Origin of the sequence: Streptomyces sp. Sge12, from assembly GCF_002080455.1 — a bacterium.
GTDB lineage: Bacteria > Actinomycetota > Actinomycetes > Streptomycetales > Streptomycetaceae > Streptomyces.
The window spans coordinates 1,854,266-1,870,814 of record NZ_CP020555.1; the positions used below are offsets into that span (position 1 = coordinate 1,854,266).

18 protein-coding genes are annotated in these 16,549 nt (G+C 73.2%); 14 read left to right on the forward strand and 4 right to left on the reverse strand.

What is annotated here, in order from left to right:
* The first annotated feature begins 73 nt into the window (after nucleotides 1-73).
* The 4 genes from B6R96_RS08200 (at nucleotide 74) to B6R96_RS08215 (ending at nucleotide 2,542) form a co-directional block, all read left to right on the forward strand.
* Nucleotides 74-1,051, forward strand: a complete 978-nt coding sequence (locus tag B6R96_RS08200) for a helix-turn-helix domain-containing protein (RefSeq protein WP_030390609.1) — start codon at nucleotides 74-76, stop codon at nucleotides 1,049-1,051.
* A gap of 24 nt (nucleotides 1,052-1,075) precedes the next feature.
* Entirely contained in the window at nucleotides 1,076-1,558 is a 483-nt protein-coding gene (locus B6R96_RS08205; protein WP_081522115.1) for a DUF456 domain-containing protein, read from the forward strand.
* Between the two features lie 104 nt (nucleotides 1,559-1,662).
* Nucleotides 1,663-2,034, forward strand: coding sequence for a PPOX class F420-dependent oxidoreductase (locus tag B6R96_RS08210; RefSeq protein ID WP_081522116.1), 372 nt, complete (start codon nucleotides 1,663-1,665; stop codon nucleotides 2,032-2,034).
* Between the two features lie 169 nt (nucleotides 2,035-2,203).
* A complete protein-coding gene (locus B6R96_RS08215; protein ID WP_159396305.1) occupies nucleotides 2,204-2,542 on the forward strand; it encodes a hypothetical protein in 339 nt (112 codons plus the stop codon).
* 54 nt (nucleotides 2,543-2,596) lie between these two features.
* On the opposite strand, the gene rsgA is transcribed toward B6R96_RS08215, so the two are convergent.
* Nucleotides 2,597-3,721, reverse strand: a complete 1,125-nt coding sequence (rsgA, locus tag B6R96_RS08220; RefSeq protein WP_030390613.1) for a ribosome small subunit-dependent GTPase A — start codon at nucleotides 3,719-3,721, stop codon at nucleotides 2,597-2,599.
* Nucleotides 3,722-3,978: 257 nt separating this feature from the next.
* Nucleotides 3,979-4,509, reverse strand: a complete 531-nt coding sequence (locus B6R96_RS08225; protein WP_081522118.1) for a GNAT family N-acetyltransferase — start codon at nucleotides 4,507-4,509, stop codon at nucleotides 3,979-3,981.
* Between the two features lie 162 nt (nucleotides 4,510-4,671).
* On the opposite strand from B6R96_RS08225, the gene B6R96_RS08230 reads away from it, so the two are divergent.
* The gene (locus B6R96_RS08230; protein WP_081522119.1) at nucleotides 4,672-5,073 is read left to right on the forward strand and encodes a VOC family protein; all 402 of its coding nucleotides are present in this window, start codon (nucleotides 4,672-4,674) and stop codon (nucleotides 5,071-5,073) included.
* On the opposite strand, the gene B6R96_RS08235 is transcribed toward B6R96_RS08230, so the two are convergent.
* Nucleotides 5,004-5,738, reverse strand: a complete 735-nt coding sequence (locus tag B6R96_RS08235; RefSeq protein ID WP_081522120.1) for a helix-turn-helix domain-containing protein — start codon at nucleotides 5,736-5,738, stop codon at nucleotides 5,004-5,006. The two genes, B6R96_RS08230 and B6R96_RS08235, sit on opposite strands and share 70 nt — an antisense overlap.
* Before the next feature lie 316 nt (nucleotides 5,739-6,054).
* Here B6R96_RS08235 and B6R96_RS08240 point away from each other — a divergent pair, with 316 nt between their 5' ends.
* Entirely contained in the window at nucleotides 6,055-6,819 is a 765-nt protein-coding gene (locus B6R96_RS08240) for a class I SAM-dependent methyltransferase (RefSeq protein WP_237291379.1), read from the forward strand.
* A 36-nt stretch (nucleotides 6,820-6,855) separates the two neighbouring features.
* Here the strand turns inward: B6R96_RS08240 and B6R96_RS08245 are convergent, their stop codons facing one another.
* Complete coding sequence (locus B6R96_RS08245; RefSeq protein ID WP_030390618.1) at nucleotides 6,856-7,971, reverse strand: YihY/virulence factor BrkB family protein; 1,116 nt, start codon at nucleotides 7,969-7,971, stop codon at nucleotides 6,856-6,858.
* 17 nt (nucleotides 7,972-7,988) lie between these two features.
* Between B6R96_RS08245 and B6R96_RS08250 the strand changes: the two genes are divergently transcribed.
* The 8 genes from B6R96_RS08250 to cysD all read left to right on the forward strand — a co-directional run bounded on the left by B6R96_RS08250 (nucleotide 7,989) and on the right by cysD (nucleotide 16,549).
* Complete coding sequence (locus B6R96_RS08250; RefSeq protein ID WP_053705219.1) at nucleotides 7,989-9,632, forward strand: acyl-CoA dehydrogenase family protein; 1,644 nt, start codon at nucleotides 7,989-7,991, stop codon at nucleotides 9,630-9,632.
* 359 nt (nucleotides 9,633-9,991) lie between these two features.
* The gene (locus B6R96_RS08255; RefSeq protein WP_081525026.1) at nucleotides 9,992-11,254 is read left to right on the forward strand and encodes a GAF domain-containing protein; all 1,263 of its coding nucleotides are present in this window, start codon (nucleotides 9,992-9,994) and stop codon (nucleotides 11,252-11,254) included.
* A 5-nt stretch (nucleotides 11,255-11,259) separates the two neighbouring features.
* Nucleotides 11,260-11,823 (forward strand): GNAT family N-acetyltransferase, encoded by a 564-nt coding sequence (locus tag B6R96_RS08260; RefSeq protein WP_081522122.1) that lies wholly within the window; start codon nucleotides 11,260-11,262, stop codon nucleotides 11,821-11,823.
* 259 nt (nucleotides 11,824-12,082) lie between these two features.
* Complete coding sequence (locus tag B6R96_RS38965) at nucleotides 12,083-12,166, forward strand: putative leader peptide (RefSeq protein ID WP_443070012.1); 84 nt, start codon at nucleotides 12,083-12,085, stop codon at nucleotides 12,164-12,166.
* A 217-nt stretch (nucleotides 12,167-12,383) separates the two neighbouring features.
* Nucleotides 12,384-14,090 (forward strand): nitrite/sulfite reductase, encoded by a 1,707-nt coding sequence (locus tag B6R96_RS08265; protein ID WP_081522123.1) that lies wholly within the window; start codon nucleotides 12,384-12,386, stop codon nucleotides 14,088-14,090.
* Nucleotides 14,091-14,316: 226 nt separating this feature from the next.
* Nucleotides 14,317-15,030: a phosphoadenylyl-sulfate reductase gene (locus B6R96_RS08275; RefSeq protein WP_030390623.1), complete on the forward strand. Its 714-nt coding sequence runs from the start codon at nucleotides 14,317-14,319 to the stop codon at nucleotides 15,028-15,030.
* 35 nt (nucleotides 15,031-15,065) lie between these two features.
* Complete coding sequence (gene cysC, locus B6R96_RS08280) at nucleotides 15,066-15,611, forward strand: adenylyl-sulfate kinase (protein WP_053177733.1); 546 nt, start codon at nucleotides 15,066-15,068, stop codon at nucleotides 15,609-15,611.
* The gene (gene cysD, locus B6R96_RS08285) at nucleotides 15,608-16,549 is read left to right on the forward strand and encodes a sulfate adenylyltransferase subunit CysD (protein WP_030390625.1); all 942 of its coding nucleotides are present in this window, start codon (nucleotides 15,608-15,610) and stop codon (nucleotides 16,547-16,549) included. The genes cysC and cysD overlap by 4 nt, the downstream gene beginning before the upstream one ends.

A 16,549-nucleotide genomic window follows, 5' to 3' on the forward strand; every position in this document is an offset into this window, starting at 1 on the left:
GCGATGATGTCCGCGGCGGGTTTGCGCCGTGGCCGCTTCCCGCCAGGCGCGTGTCGAAAGGTGGGCGGACGGGTTGCTGGGTGCGATAGGGCTGGACGAGGGGCAGGAGTCGGCGTACCGCGCGCTGGTCGCGCTGGGGGCGGCGGAGGTACCCGACCTCGCGCACCGGCTGACCCTGCCGGTTCCGCACACCGAACGGGCCCTGCGCCACCTGGAGCGGCACGGGCTCGCGGCGCAGTCCTCGGCCCGGCCCGGGCGCTGGGTGGCCGCCCCGCCGGGGGTGGCCCTCGGGGCCCTGCTGACGCAGCAGCGGCACGAGCTGGAGCAGGCCGAGCTGGCGGCGGCGCTGCTGGCCGAGGAGTACCGGGCGGAGGCGACCGAGCCCGCGGTGCACGACCTGGTGGAGGTGGTGCAGGGCGCGAGCGCGGTGGCGCACCGTTTCCACCAGATCCAGCTGGGCGCGGAGAAGGAGGTCTGCGCGCTGGTCACCGGGCGGCCCCAGGTGGTGACGGGGACGGACAACGACGCGGAGGACCGGGCTTCCGGGCGCGGGGTCGACTACCGGGTGGTCATCGAGCGGGAGGTGCTGGGCCTGCCCAGCGGGATCCGGGAGGCGTCGACGGCGCTGGCCCGGGGCGAGCAGGTCCGCGTGACGGACCGGGTCCCGACGAAGCTGGTGATCGCGGACCGGTCGCTGGCCATGGTCCCGCTGACGGCCCGCGGGGCGGAGCCGGCGGCCCTGGTGGTGCACGCGTCGGGGCTGCTGGAGTCCTTGACCGGCCTGTTCGAGGCGGTGTGGCGGGAGTCGCTGCCGCTGCGGCTGGGCCCGGCCGGTTCGGCGGAGGAGTCCGGGGGCAGCCCGGACGCCACGGATCTGGAGATCCTCTCGCTGCTCCTGGCGGGCATGACGGACGCGAGCGTGGCCAAGCACCTGGAGCTGGGGTTGCGGACGGTGCAGCGGCGGGTCAAGGGTCTGATGGAGCTTTCCGGGGTGACGACCCGGCTGCAGCTGGGCTGGCACGCGTTCGAGCGGGGCTGGGTGGCTCGATAGCCCCTGGTCGGTCACGCTGAGCAGATGGATCTGCCTCAGCTGCTCCTGGTGGGGCTGGTGCTGCTGCTCGGGGTGGCCGGAGTGCTGATCCCGGGGGTGCCGGGCACCTGGCTGGTGTGGGCGGGGCTGCTGTGGTGGGCCCTGCACGTGCGCTCGACGCTCGCCTGGTCGCTGCTGGTCGCGGCGACGGGGCTGCTGCTCGTGGTCCAGGTGGTGAAGTGGCTGCTGCCGCCGCGGCGGGTGCGGGGGCTGGGCGTCACGTCCCAAACGGCGGTGTTCGCCGGAGCCGGTGCGGTCCTGGGCTTCGTCCTGGTCCCGGTGGTGGGAGCGGTACCGGGTTTCGTGGGCGGCATCTACCTGTGCGAGCGGCGCCGCCTGGGCACGCACGGCGAGGCCTGGGCGTCGGTGCGGGCGGTGATGCGTTCGGTGGGGACGAGCGTGCTGGTGGAGCTGTTCGCGTGCCTGCTGGTGGTGGGAGCGTGGCTGGGGGCGGTGGTGGCGCAGTAGCCGCCGCCGCGTCGGTGTGCGCGCGGCCCGCGTACGGCGTACGTCGCCCGGTGTAGGGCTGCGGTCCGATGCGGCCGGGTGCGCGGGCTGCCAGGCTTGCCGGCATGAGGGACTTCGAGGGTTTCGGCGAGGCGGAGCTGGCGTACCTGCGCTCCCAGCACCTGGGCCGGCTGGCCACGGTGGATGCGGCCGGTCAGCCGCAGGCGAATCCGGTGGGGTTCTTCCCGCAGGAGGACGGCACGATCCTGGTGGGCGGGATGGCGATGGGCACGACGAAGAAGTGGCGCAACCTGCAGCGGAACCCGCGGCTGTCCCTGGTCGTCGACGACCTGGTGAGCACCCGGCCGTGGACGGTGCGCGGCATCGAGATCCGCGGCCGCGCCACGCTGGAGACCGGTCCGCACGGGCTGGGCCCCCACTTCGGCCCGGAGGTCATCCGGATCCATCCGGAGCGCGTTCACGCATGGGGGCTCTGACCCGGGCCGGCCGTCTTGCTGACGCTCTGTTTAGGGGCGCAGGGGCGACAGTTGGGGGGTGTGGGCTCGTCACGCCTCAAGGGGGGAAATGCCGGTGCCGATCCGAGTCGGGGGCCACGTCGTCGTGGATGCGGTCGTGGGTGAGCGGCCTTCGCCGCAACGGCGTTCCGTGTCCCGCTTACGTCTCACCTGCCTGTACGGCGGGGTGTTCATGATGGCCGGGACGGTGCTGCTGGCCGTGGTCCACCTGCTCGCGGTGCAGGCCGTGAGCAGGGGCAGCGGTCCGGTCTTCGAGGTGCAGTCGGGAAGCACCGTCGTCCTCGCGCCCGCGGAGGCCCCGGCCCGCGGGCAGCAGCCCGGGGACCCGCTGATGTCGACCACCCTGCTGTTCCTGGCCGTGCTGGGCCCCCTGTCGGCCGTCGCGGGCCATGTGACGGCCGGGTACGCCCTGTCGTCGGTACGGCGGATCACCTACCGTGCGCAACAGGCCTCCCGGCAGCCGGGCTGACGCGTCCGGGGGCGGGGCGGCGGCGAGGGCCGCCCCGCCCCGGACGTACGGCGCTCAGGCCCGGCCCGTCCGCTTCGCGGCATAGTTGGCGCGGCCCTCCGCCGACTTCAGGCGCCAGTCGCGGCGGATCTCCGACCGCAGCCGGGCGTCCGTCTTGGCGACGATGCGCTGGTTCTCCCGCAGCAGCTTGCGGTAGCTCTCCAGGCGCCGCTCCGCGAGCTCGCCGGAGTCCAGGGCGGCCAGTACCGCGCACCCCGGCTCCGCCTCGTGGGCGCAGTCGTGGAAGCGGCAGCGCTCCGCGTACTCCTCGATCTCCGAGAAGACCTGGCCGACGCCGGTCTCGGCGTCCCAGAGCCCGACGCCGCGCAGTCCGGGCGTGTCGATGAGCACGCCGCCGCCCGGCAGGGCGAGCAGGTTGCGCGTGGTGGTCGTGTGACGGCCCTTGCCGTCGACCTCGCGCGCCTCCTGAACCTCCATGACCTCGGCGCCGAGCAGCGCGTTGGCCAGGGTGGACTTGCCGGCGCCCGAGATGCCCAGGAGCACGCTGGTGCCGTCGCCGACGATCGCGGCGAGGACGTCCGTACCCTCCCCCGTGACGGAGGAGACGGTCAGGACCTGGACGCCCGGCGCGGTGGCCTCCACGTCCTGGACGAGGTGTCCGAGGGTCGCCTGGTCGGGGACCAGGTCCGCCTTGGTGAGGACGACCAGCGGCTGCGCCCCCGATTCCCAGGCCAGGGCCAGGAAGCGCTCGATGCGCCCCAGGTCCAGTTCGACGGCGAGGGAGACGGCGATGATGGCGTGGTCGACGTTGGCGGCGAGGATCTGCCCCTCGGACCGCTGCGAGGAGGTGGAGCGTACGAAGGCGGTGCGGCGCGGCAGGTACGCCTTCACGTAGCGCGGGTTGCCCGCCGCCTCGACGGCGGCCCAGTCACCGGTGCAGATGACCCGCAGCGGGTCGTGCGGGGTGACGAAGGCGGTGTCGGCGCGGACGATGCCGTCCGCGGTCATGAGGTCGCACTGGCCGCGGTCGACGCGGACGACCCGGCCGGGCAGCAGGCCCTGCTCGGCGTACGGGGCGAACTCGGCCTCCCAGGCGCTGTCCCAGCCGTAGGGGGCGAGGGCGTGCGGGAGCGAGGTCTGCGGGGTGGAGGGGAAAACGGAGAAGGACGAGAAAGACAAGGGGAACCCTTCACAGGGTGGCCCCGGCCGGGTGCGCCCGCTCGGCGGCGGCGCGCGAAGAGGTGTGAGGTCAGCCGGAGACCACAGAAGTGACATTGATGGTCTTCTGAGTGCGGGCAGCGCCCTGCGCAATGACAGTCATCAACGAACTCACCTCCGGGTCCACACACATGCCGGTCGTTCCCCACCGGTCGGCGGGAACGGCCCCACCGTAACAAGCCCGGCCCGGCCGGGGCCACTTGTTTTTCCGGACCGTCTCAGCCGAGCCGGCGGGCCAGTACCTGTCCCGGCCAGGCGCCGGACAGGAAGGGCTCGGTGGGGGTGAATCCGTTGCGCTCGTAGAAGGCGACGAGTTCGCCCCCGCCGCCGGCCCAGCAGTCGACGCGCAGCAGCCCGACGCCGGCCCGCCGGGTCTCCTCGGCGGCGTGCGCCAGCAGCGCCGCCCCGATGCCCAGGCCGGCGCGGCGCCGGTCGGAGACCAGCAGACGGACGTACCGCTCGGGTTCCGCGGCCGGGGCGATCGGCATCTGCGGGCTGGGTCCGGAGTCCAGCACCAGGACTCCGACGGGTGCGCCGGCCGACTCGGCGATGTACGGGGTGTTCTCGGTGAGGTACCGGTCGACCCGGGCCACCCCGCCGGGCTTCTGCGAGTACGGGGTCGTGCCCCACTGCTCGGTGTTGCCGCGGGCGTTCATCCAGGCCACGGCGGCGTCGAGCATGTCCAGGACGGCGGGAGCGTCGGCGGGTCCGCCCGGCCGGATCCGCAGGTCGTGTGTCGTGTCGTTCACGGTGGAAGCCTAGGGTTCGGCCGCCGGACCCCACGGCGTGGACCGGGTGGGACCCGATCCGGCCGCCGGGCCGACGGGTACCGGGGGAAGGGGGCGGGACACGGTTCGGGCGGTGTCCGATTCGTTCAAGACGGGCGCCCGGGGCGCGCCTAGCCTGCTGTCATGACTCCTCGATTCGATCTCATCGGCATGGTGGTCTCCGACATGGCCGCCTCGCTCGCCTTCTACCGCCGCCTCGGGCTGGACATCCCGGCCGGGTCCGACGGCCTGCCGCACGTGGAGGCCGTCCTGCCCGGGGGCCTGCGCATCGCGTGGGACACGGAGGACACCATCCGCTCCTTCGACCCGTCCTGGACCCCGCCCACCGGCGAGGGCCGCCGGGACCTGGCCTTCCTGTGCGACTCCCCCGCCGAGGTGGACGCGCTGTACGCCGAGTTGACCGCGGCCGGCCACACCGGGCACCTGAAGCCCTGGGACGCCTTCTGGGGCCAGCGCTACGCCGTGGTGCTCGACCCGGACGGCGGCGGGGTCTCGCTGTTCGCCCCCTCGGATCCGGCGGCGTAGGCCCCCAGGGTCGTCCCGGCCAGCGCCCGCACCTCACGGGCGAGATGCGCCTGGTCGGCGTACCCGGCGACGCAGGCGACCTCGGCGAACGGCGTGCCCGCGCGGGCCAGGGCCAGGGCGCGGCGCAGCCGCAGGATGCGGCCGAGCGTGCGGGGGCCGTACCCGAAGGCGTCGAGCGAGCGCCGGTGCAGCTGGCGCTCGCCGAGGCCCACGGCGCGGGCGATCGCGGCCACCGGTTCGCCGGCGCGGAGGCGGGCCGCGACCTCGGCGGCCAGCGGGTCGGGCGGCCCGGCCGCTGCGGCGCGGGTGCCGGCCAGCGCTTCGAGTCCCGCGCGCGCGTCCCCGTACCCCTCGACCAGCCCGGACAGCCTGCGCACCTCGCGGGGGGACCACAGCTCGGTCAGCGGGACGCGCCGGTCCCGCAGCAGGTGCGCCGGTACGCCGAGCAGTGCGGGCGCGGTGCCGGGCGCCAGCCGGATCCCGGAGAAGGCGCCGCCCGGGACCTCCCCGGCCGGATGCGGCCCGGTGTCGGGCCCGGCCACCAGCAGCCGGCCGTCGGCCCACAGCAGGTCCATGCAGCCGTCGGGCAGCACCGTGCGGCCGCCGCCGGCCGCCCGCCACAGCACGGCGCCGGGGACGACCGCCGACGGAGCTTCCTCGTACACGCCTCCAGGTTAAGGACCGGGCCGCCCATTCGGGCCAGGCCCGGCGCGCCTCGGTGGGGCGGTCCGGTGCCGGTGGAGGATCGGGGGGTGGCGGCGCCGATGCGGGCCGCACCCGCCTGCCCCCAGCGCGTGAAGAGGTCCGGACGTGAATCTCCCCGACGAAGACCCGCCGCGTCCAGGCGGCGCGACCGACGGCGCGCGGGCCGGGGCCGCGCCCGCCGGGGCCGCGCCCGCCGGGGCCGCGCCCGCCGGGGCCGCGCCCGCCGGGGCCGCGCCCGCCGGGGCCGCGCCGGCCGGCGGCCGCTACGGCGAGGCGGTGTTCCGCCCGGAGCTGCCGGGCGAGGACGACCGCATCGACCTCGGCGCGCTCGCCTACGACGATTTCACCCTGGCCCGGCTGCTGGCGCTGGGGGCCGGGCCCGGCTGGCGCTGCCTGGACGTGGGCGCGGGTACGGGCACCGTCGCCCGGCTCCTCCTGGAGCGGGCCGGAGTCACGGAGGTCCTGGCCGTCGACCGGGACACGGCCTTCCTGCGGGCGCACCCGACGGCCGGTCTCACCCCGCTGGAGGCGGACATCACCGCCCTGGACTTCAGTCCGGGCCGGTTCGATCTGGTGCACGCCCGGTTCGTGCTGATGCACCTGCGGAACTGGCCGCGGATGATCGGCAAGCTCGCCTCGCTGGTCGCCCCCGGCGGTGTGCTGGTCCTCGGCGACGCGGTCGACCTGACCACCCCCGCCGCGCCCACGACCGTGTACGGCCGGGTGATGCGGGCGATGTGGCAGGGGCTGCGGGAGAGCCTGGGCACCGACGTCTCCTGGGTGCCGGACTGCCCGCGGCACCTGCGGGAGGCCGGCCTGCTGTCCGTGGGGGCCGAGATCCTCGTCCCGCCGCTGCTGCCGGGCAGCGCCATCAGCCGGTTCTGGGCCGGTACGTGGGACCGGGCGCGGGAGCCGATGAAGGCCACCGGGCTGGTGGACGACGCGGCGATCGACGCGGCGATCCGCTACCTGGATTCGCCGGAGTGCGCCGCGCTCTCCCCCGGTCTGCTCACCGCCTGGGGCGTGAGGGGCCCGGCCTGAGCCGGGAGCCGGTCACCGGGCCCCAGCGTGTGCGGCTCAGTGCTTGCGCAGCCGGGAGTGGTAGTCCTCGGGCGGCAGGAACTTCGACCAGCGCTCCGGGAACTCCGACGGCATCCCGGCGTCCTCGTCGTCCTCCGACTCGCCCTCCGCCATCGCCCGCCAGGCGGCGGCCCGCGCGATCAGCTGGGCGGCCTCCGCCTCGCGCGCCCGCTCGTTCGCCTCGCGCGCCGCGGCGGTGGCCACGGAGGGCCAGACCCGGTCGATCGCGGCGTTGACGGCGGCGCCGACCAGCACCGCGAAGGCGGAGATGCCGATCCACAGCAGTACGGCCACGGGCGCGGCCAGCGATCCGTAGATCGTCGGCCCCTCCACGGTGTTGGTCAGGTAGATCCGCAGCAGGAACGAGCCCAGCACCCACATGGCGAGGGCCACCAGCGCCCCCGGCACGTCCTCGATCCACGGCGAGCGCACGGGCACGGACACGTGGTAGAGCGTGGTCAGGAAGGCGATGGACAGCAGGGTGACCGTCGGCCAGTACAGGACCGCGATCACCTCGGTGCCCCAGGGCACCAGCCGTACGACCGCGTCCGGGCCCACCACCATCAGCGGCAGCACGATCGCCCCGATGAGCAGCGCGATGATGTACAGCAGGAAGGCCAGCAGCCGGGTCTTGACGATGCCGCGGTGGCCGTCGAGCCCGTACATCACGGTGATGGTGTCGATGAAGACGTTGACGGCGCGCGAGCCCGACCAGAGGGCGAAGGCGAAGCCGAGCGAGATCAGGTCGGGGCGGCCGCGTCCGGTGACGTCGTCGAGGAGGGGCCGCGCGATGTCGTTGACGCCCCGGTCGGAAAGGACGGTGCCGACCGCCCGCAGGATGTTCTCCTCGATGCTCTCGACCGTCCGGGTGTCGGTCCAGCCGTCGACGTAGCCGAGCAGACCCAGCAGGCCCAGGAAGAGCGGCGGCAGCGAGAGCAGTGTGAAGAACGCCGCCTCGGCGGCCAGCCCGAGGATCCGGTACTCGATGCACGAGTTGACGGTGTCCTTCAGCAGCAGCCAGCCCATCTTCCTCTTCGAGACGTTGCGGTAGAGGGCCCGGGCCCGGTGGAGCCGTCCTGGGATCCGCTCGGGTGTTTCTTTTGCTGGCTGCACGTCCTTACGGTATCCGCATGGCAGCCACCACCCACACAGTCAGCAACCAGGCCCCGCCCCTGGTGGGCCACGACGTCTACGGCGGCGATCGGGCCCTCACGGAGGGCGTCGAGCGTCACCTCGCATCCGCCGATCCCGAACTCCTCGGCGAGGTAAGGCAGGAGCTCACCGACCTCGGGCGCGCGGCGGGTTCCGCGCAGGCCCAGGAATGGGGTGTGCAGTCGAACGAGAATCCCCCCGAACTGCGGACGCACGACCGGTACGGCAACCGGATCGACGAAGTGGACTTCCACCCGGCCTGGCACCGGCTGCTCGGGCACGCGGTGACCTCCGGGCTGACCGATGCCTGGGGGCGTCCGGCCGGGCACCTGCGCCGGGCCGCCGGGTTCTTCGTCTGGTCGCAGGCCGAGGCGGGGCACGGCTGCCCGATCTCGATGACGCACGCCGCGGTGCCGGCGCTGCGCGCCGATCCGGAGCTGGCCGCGGAATGGGAGCCGCGGCTGACCTCGCACGTGTACGAGCGGGGGTTGCGGCCGGCCGCCGAGAAGGGCGGTGTGCTCTTCGGGATGGGGATGACGGAGAAGCAGGGCGGCAGCGACGTACGGGCGAACACGACGGCCGCGGTGCCGCTGGACGCGTCCGGCGAGTACCTGCTGACCGGGCACAAGTGGTTCTGCTCGGCGCCGATGAGCGACGGCTTCCTGGTGCTGGCGCAGGCTCCGGGAGGTCTGACGTGCTTCCTGGTGCCGCGGGTGCTGCCGGACGGTACGCGCAACGTCTTCGCGATCCAGCGGCTGAAGGACAAGCTGGGCAACAAGTCGAACGCGTCGAGCGAGGTGGAGTTCGACGGGACATGGGCGCGGCGTGTCGGTGAGGAGGGCCGCGGGGTGCGGACCATCATCGAGATGGTCGCGGCGACCCGGCTCGACTGTGTCATCGGTTCGGCCTCGCTGATGCGGCAGGCCCTGACGCAGGCCGTACACCACGCGGAGCACCGCTCTGCTTTCGGAGCACTGCTCATCGACCAGCCGCTGATGCGCAACGTGCTCGCGGACCTCGCCCTGGAGTCGGAGGCCGCCACCACCTTGACCCTGCGCCTGGCGGCCGCCAACGACGCCGGGACCGAGCAGGAGAAGGCCTTCCTGCGGCTGGCCGTGCCCGCCGCCAAGTACTGGGTGACCAAGCGCTGTACGCCGATGGTGGCGGAGGCCCTGGAATGTCTGGGGGGCAACGGCTACGTAGAGGAGTCGGGGCTGCCCAGACTGCTGCGCGAATCCCCCCTCAACTCCATCTGGGAGGGCTCGGGCAACGTACAGGCGCTGGACGTGCTGCGCGCCCTGCAGCGGGAGCCGCAGGCCCTGAACGCCTTCCTCCAGGAGGTCGGCCTGGCCCGGGGCGCCGACCACCGGCTGGATTCGGCCATCAAGGACCTGCTGACGGACCTCGCCGATCTGGACGGGATCGAGGCGCGGGCCCGCCGGGTGGTCGAGCGCATGGCGCTGGTGCTCCAGGGTTCCCTGTTGGTGCGGTGGGCTCCGCCGGAGGTCGCGGACGCCTTCTGCGCCTCGCGGCTGGGCGGTGACTGGGGCGCGGCCTTCGGCACGCTGCCGCACACCCTGGACCTGCGCGCAGTGGTGGAACGGGCTCGGATCACGGGCTAGGCGGGAGCCCCCGTCGGGCTCCGCTGCGGTCCCCAAACCGCCCCCGACCGGGATCCGGGCCCGTCGACCGGTACAGGGGTGGCGCCGCGCCGACTCGGCACCACCCCTGATCCGAAGCCCCCGAGGAGGAGCTGCCACGCCGCTCTGCGGCGTCCGGACAGTTTCGGTCGGCCGACCGGGACTTGGCGAGAGTTGCATACCGTTGCAACCTTTGAGTCGGCAGCCGTCCACCCGGGTGCCCGGGGAAGCGGTGGGCGCGGGGCCACCGGGGCGGCTTGTGTCGTACGTCCTGTTCGCACGGGGAGGTTCCGGTGGCCGACACCACAGGCAGCACGGTCGATGTGGCGCGCATCTCGGCCATGGACGCGCGGGCGGCGGCGCGTCTGCTCAAGGGCGTACGGGCGGCGGCGCTCGCCGGGAACCGCCCGCCGGCCGCGCCCAGGCCGGAGATCGCGGAGTCCTGGCGCCGGATGCTGGCCGGCGGGGTGCACCCGGACCGGGACGCGCGCTCGCGGATGCTGTCGGCGGCCGAGACCGAGGAGCGCCGGCACGTGTCGCCGCTGCGGGAGATCCTGCCGGTGCTGCGCGAGGGGCTGCTGCCCGCCCTGGACGAGGCCCTGCACATCATGGTCGTCGCGGACGCGGACGGGCGGCTGCTGTGGCGGGAGGGCCACTCCTCGATCCTGCGCAAGGCGGACCGGCTCGGTTTCGCGGTCGGGGCGGACTGGGACGAGGCCGTCGTCGGCACGAACGGGGTGGGTACCGCCCTGGTGGCGCGGCGCCCGGTGCAGGTGTTCTCGGCCGAGCACTTCGTCTCCAGCCACCACGACTGGACCTGCGCCGGGGCGCCCGTACGGGACCCGCGCGACGGGCGGCTGCTGGGCGTGGTCGACGTGAGCGGGCCGCTGGCGACCATGCACCCGGCGACCCTGGCGTGGGTCAGCTCGGTGGCGCGCCTCGCGGAGCGGGAGCTTCGGGTGCGGCACCTGGAGTCGCTGGAGCGGCTGCGGACGGTGGCGGCCCCGCTGCTGGCCCGGCTCCCGGGGCGGGCACTGGCGGTGGACCCGAACGGCTGGACGGCGGCGGTGACGGGCCTGGTCCCGGCGGAGCGGATCCCGCTGCCGAAGGGCTTCGGGCCGGGCCCGGTGTGGGTGCCGCAGCTCGGGGAGTGCGTGGTGGAGCCGCTGCCGGGCGGCTGGCTGCTGCGGGTCGCGCAGGACCGTACGACGACGGCCGTGTCGCGGATCGTGCTGGACCTCAGCCGGGCGCGCTGCTGGTCGGCGACGGTGTACGGGCCCTCGGGGAGCTGGTCGCAGGAGCTGAGCCCGCGCCACGCCGAGCTGCTGTTCCTGCTGGCGGAGAGCCCGCGCGGGCGCTCGGCGGCGGAGCTGGCCGGGGAGGTGTTCGGGGACCCGACACGGACCGTGACGGTCCGCGCGGAGCTGTCCCGCGTACGCCGCCACCTCGCGGGGGTCCTCGCGCACCGGCCGTACCGCTTCGCGGAGGACGTGGAGGTGGAGCTGGTCCGCCCCCGGGACCCGGCGGCGCTGCTCCCTCACTCCACGGCTCCGGCGGTGGTCCGGGCCCGCCTGGGCCGGACGGGGCCCGGCATGATTCCCTGAGCTGCATGAGCACCATCACACTCACCACCTGGTCGCTGGAGATGACGTCCCGGGCGGACCTCGTCACGGCGGCTCCGGCCGGCCCGGAGATATCCATCGTGCGGTCGGAGGTCCCCTCCCCCGAGTTCAGCCGCTTCCTGTACGCGTCGGTGGGCGGTGACATCCACTGGACGGACCGGCTGAAGCTGACCCGCGCGCAGTGGGTGGAGCAGCTGGAGCGGCCGGGCGTCGAGACGTGGGTGGCGTACGACCGGGGCACGCCGGCGGGGTACGTGGAGCTGGACCCGCAGGACGACGGCGTGGTGGAGATCATGTACTTCGGTCTCCTGCCGGACTTCCGGGGCCGCCGCATCGGGGGGCACCTGCTGTCGGTGGGCGTCGCCCGGGCGTGGTCCCTGGCGGAGCGCTGGCCGGATCGGGAGCCGACCCGGCGGGTGTGGGTGCACACGTGCAGCCAGGACGGCCCGACGGCGATGAGCAACTACGAGCGGCGCGGCTTCAAGGTCTTCAAGACCGAGACGGAAGAGAAGGAAGACACCCCGACTCCCGGCCCCTGGCCCGGCGCGTAACGTCCCGGCGCCCGGCTCCGCCGGGACCCGGGGCTCCGCCCCCGGGACCCCGCGCCTCGAACGCCGGCGAGGCTGAGACATCCAGCCCCTCCGGCGCTTGAGGAGCGGGGCTTCGGGGCCGGGGCCCCGGCAGCGGAGCCGCGGCCGATCAGGGGCTGATGGCGTGACCCCTGTCACGCCATCTCAGCAGTCGAGACGAGTTCGTCCGAATCGTGGACAGTAGTGGACTCGTCCAATCGGCACATGACACGCTTCCGCCATGAATGGAGCTGGAATTGCCTTGGTGAGTCGGCGGCACGTCGACCTCGGCCGCATGTCCAGCGCCATCTGTCTGGCGCGCTGACGGAACCAGCCACGCCGCACATCGCCGCCGTCCCCGCCGCCGCGGACGCGCCGATCACCTGCCCAGCCCCCTGAGGCCGTAGTACCGCCCTGCCCGCCGGCAACCCCGGCAGCGGAGCGGGAATCCGCCACACCCGCTCGGACATCGCCGAGCCGGCAGGGGCGCGCCGCCGCCTCCCCTGCCCTTGCCTCGAGCCGCCGAAGAAGGACGTACCGCCATGGCCGCCACCCCCGAAACGCCCGCAGCCGCACCCGCAGCCGCCGCGCGCCGCAAGACCGGCCGTCACCGCGGTGAGGGCCAGTGGGCCGTCGGACACCACACCCCCCTCAACGGCAACGAGCAGTTCAAGAAGGACGACGACGGTCTCAACGTGCGGACACGCATTGAGACGATCTACTCCAAGCGCGGCTTCGACTCGATCGACCCCAACGACCTGCGCGGCCGTATGCGCTGGTGGGGCCTCTACACCCAGCGCAAGCCCGGGATCGACGGCGGCAAGACCGCGATCCTGGAGCCGGAGGAGCTGGACGACGAGTACTTCATGCTGCGCGTCCGCATCGACGGCGGCCGGCTGACCACCGAGCAGCTCCGGGTGATCGGCGAGATCTCCGAGGAGTTCGCGCGCGGCACCGCGGACCTCACCGACCGGCAGAACGTGCAGTACCACTGGATCCGGATCGAGGACGTCCCGGAGATCTGGCGCCGGCTGGAGGCCGTCGGCCTCTCCACCACCGAGGCCTGCGGTGACACGCCCCGCGTCATCCTCGGTTCGCCCGTCGCCGGCATCGCCCTGGACGAGATCATCGACGGCACGCCCGCCATCGACGAGATCTACCGCCGCATCGTGGGCAACAAGGACTTCTCCAACCTGCCTCGCAAGTTCAAGTCGGCGATCTCCGGCTCGCCGCTGCTCGACGTGGCGCACGAGATCAACGACATCGCGTTCGTCGGCGTGAACCACCCCGAGCACGGCCCCGGCTTCGACGTCTGGGTCGGCGGCGGTCTCTCCACCAACCCCAAGCTGGGTGTGCGCCTGGGCACCTGGGTCTCGCTCGACGAGGTCCCGGACGTCTACGAGGGCGTCATCTCGATCTTCCGCGACTACGGCTACCGCCGGCTGCGCAACCGCGCCCGTCTGAAGTTCCTCGTCGCCGACTGGGGCCCGGTCAAGTTCCGCCAGGTCCTGGAGGACGAGTACCTGAAGCGCAAGCTGACCGACGGCCCGGCGCCCGCGCAGCCGAGCGGCCAGTGGCGCGACCACGTGGGCGTCCACCAGCAGAAGGACGGCAAGTTCTACGTCGGCTTCGCGCCCCGCGTGGGCCGCGTGGACGGCGCCACCCTGACCAAGATCGCGGACGTGGCGCAGCAGCACGGCTCCGGCCGGCTGCGCACCACCGCCGAGCAGAAGATGATCGTGCTCGACATCGAGGCCGACCGGGTCGACTCGGTGGTCGAGGCGCTGGAGGCGCTGGACCTGCGGGTCAAGCCGTCCCCGTTCCGCCGCGGCACGATGGCCTGCACCGGCATCGAGTTCTGCAAGCTGGCCATCGTCGAGACCAAGGCGCGCGGCGCCTCGCTGATCGACGAGCTGGAGCGCCGCCTGCCGGACTTCGCCGAGCCGCTCACCATCAACATCAACGGCTGCCCGAACGCCTGCGCCCGTATCCAGGTGGCGGACATCGGTCTCAAGGGGCAGCTGGTCCTGGACGACGACGGCAACCAGGTGGAGGGCTACCAGGTCCACCTGGGCGGCGCCCTCGGCCTGGAGGCCGGCTTCGGCCGCAAGGTCCGCGGCCTCAAGGTCACCGCGGCCGGTCTGCCCGACTACGTCGAGCGGGTCGTCAAGCACTACGAGGAGCAGCGCGAGGACGGCGAGCGCTTCGCGGCGTGGGTCGCCCGCGCGGACGAGAAGAGCCTCTCGTGAGCGAGCGCGCCGCACCGTTCTACTGCCCGTACTGCGGCGACGAGGACCTGTTTCCGAACGAGACGGGCCACGGCGCGTGGGAATGCAGGGCCTGCAACCGGGCTTTCCAGCTGAAGTACCTCGGGCTGCTGGCCCGGGGTGTCCAGTCGGACTCGGCGGGATCGGCAGGATCGGCAGGATCAGCGGGATCAGCGGGTTCGGCAGGATCAGCGGGAGGGGACGGGATATGACCACCAGTCAAGACGTGCGTCTCACGGCCGGGGAACTCAAGGAGCTGGCCGAGCGGGCGGGCCGGGACCTGGAGGACGCCTCCGCGCCGGAGATCCTGCGCTGGGCGGCCGAGACCTTCGGCAAGCGGTTCGCCGTGACCTCCTCCATGGAGGACGCGGTCGTCGCCCACCTGGCTTCGCGGGTCTTCCCCGGTGTGGACGTGGTCTTCCTCGACACGGGCTACCACTTCGAGGAGACCATCGGCACCCGTGACGCGGTCGAGGCCGTGATGGACGTCAACGTCATCACCCTGACCCCGCGTCAGAGCGTCGCCGAGCAGGACGCCGAGTACGGCCCGAAGCTGCACGACCGCGACCCCGACCTGTGCTGCGCGCTGCGCAAGGTCAAGCCCCTGGAAGAGGGCCTGACCGCGTACGCCGCCTGGGCGACGGGCCTGCGCCGCGACGAGTCCCCGACCCGGGCGAACACCCCGGTGGTCGGCTGGGACGAGAAGCGGCAGAAGGTCAAGGTCTCGCCGATCGCCCGCTGGACCCAGGACGACGTGGACGCGTACGTCGCCGAGCACGGCGTCCTGACCAACCCGCTGCTGATGGACGGATACGCCTCCGTCGGCTGCGCCCCGTGCACCCGCCGCGTCGCCGAGGGCGAGGACGCGCGGGCCGGCCGGTGGGCCGGGCGGGGCAAGACCGAGTGCGGACTGCACGGCTGATGACGACCGGCGAAGAACCTACGGAGACAGAGCAGATGAGCGTGAGCGACCAGGGCGCCACCGTGTGGCTGACCGGGCTGCCGAGCGCGGGCAAGACCACCATCGCCTACGCGCTGGCCGACCGGCTGCGCGCCGAGGGCCACCGCGTGGAGGTACTCGACGGGGACGAGATCCGCGAGTTCCTCTCCGCCGGACTGGGCTTCACCCGCGAGGACCGGCACACCAACGTGCAGCGGATCGGCTTCGTCGCCGAACTCCTCGCGAGCAATGGCGTCAAGGCGCTGGTACCGGTGATCGCGCCGTTCGCGGACAGCCGTGAGGCCGTCCGCAAGCGGCACGCCGCCGAGGGCACCCCGTACCTGGAGGTCCACGTGGCCACCCCGGTCGAGGTCTGCTCCGAGCGCGACGTGAAGGGCCTGTACGCCAAGCAGGCGGCGGGCGAGATCTCCGGTCTGACCGGGGTCGACGACCCGTACGAGGCACCGGAGTCCCCGGACCTCCGTATCGAGTCGCACACGCAGACCGTGCAGGAGTCGGCCTCGGCCCTGCACGCGCTGCTCACCGAGAGGGGTCTGGCATGACCACGGCCGCACACCTGCACACCGATTCCGGCTCCGACGCCCCGTACGCGCTGTCGCACCTCGACGCGCTGGAGTCCGAGGCGGTGCACATCTTCCGCGAGGTGGCGGGCGAGTTCGAGAAGCCGGTGATCCTCTTCTCCGGCGGCAAGGACTCCATCGTCATGCTGCACCTGGCGCTGAAGGCGTTCGCGCCGGCGCCGGTGCCCTTCACGCTGCTGCACGTCGACACGGGCCACAACTTCCCCGAGGTGCTCGAGTACCGCGACCGCACGGTCGCCCGGCACGGCCTGCGCCTGCACGTGGCCTCCGTCCAGGAGTACATCGACGCGGGCAAGCTGCGCGAGCGCCCCGACGGCACCCGCAACCCGCTGCAGACCGTGCCGCTGACCGAGGCGATCCAGAGCCTGAAGTTCGACGCCGTCTTCGGCGGCGGCCGCCGCGACGAGGAGAAGGCCCGCGCCAAGGAGCGGGTGTTCAGCCTGCGCGACGAGTTCTCGCAGTGGGACCCGCGCCGCCAGCGCCCCGAGCTGTGGCAGCTCTACAACGGCCGCCACGCCCCGGGCGAGCACGTGCGCGTCTTCCCGCTCTCGAACTGGACCGAGCTGGACGTCTGGCAGTACATCGCCCGGGAGGGCATCGAGCTGCCGGAGATCTACTTCGCCCACGAGCGCGAGGTGTTCCTGCGCAACGGCATGTGGCTGACGGCCGGCGAGTGGGGCGGCCCGAAGGAGAGCGAGACGCCCGAGACGCGCCTCATCCGCTACCGCACCGTCGGCGACATGTCCTGCACCGGCGCCGTCGACTCCGACGCCACCTCGCTGGACGCCGTGATCGCCGAGATCGCCGTCTCCCGCCTCACCGAGCGGGGCGCGACCCGCGCCGACGACAAGATGTCCGAGGCCGCGATGGAAGACCGCAAGCGCGAAGGGTACTTCTAG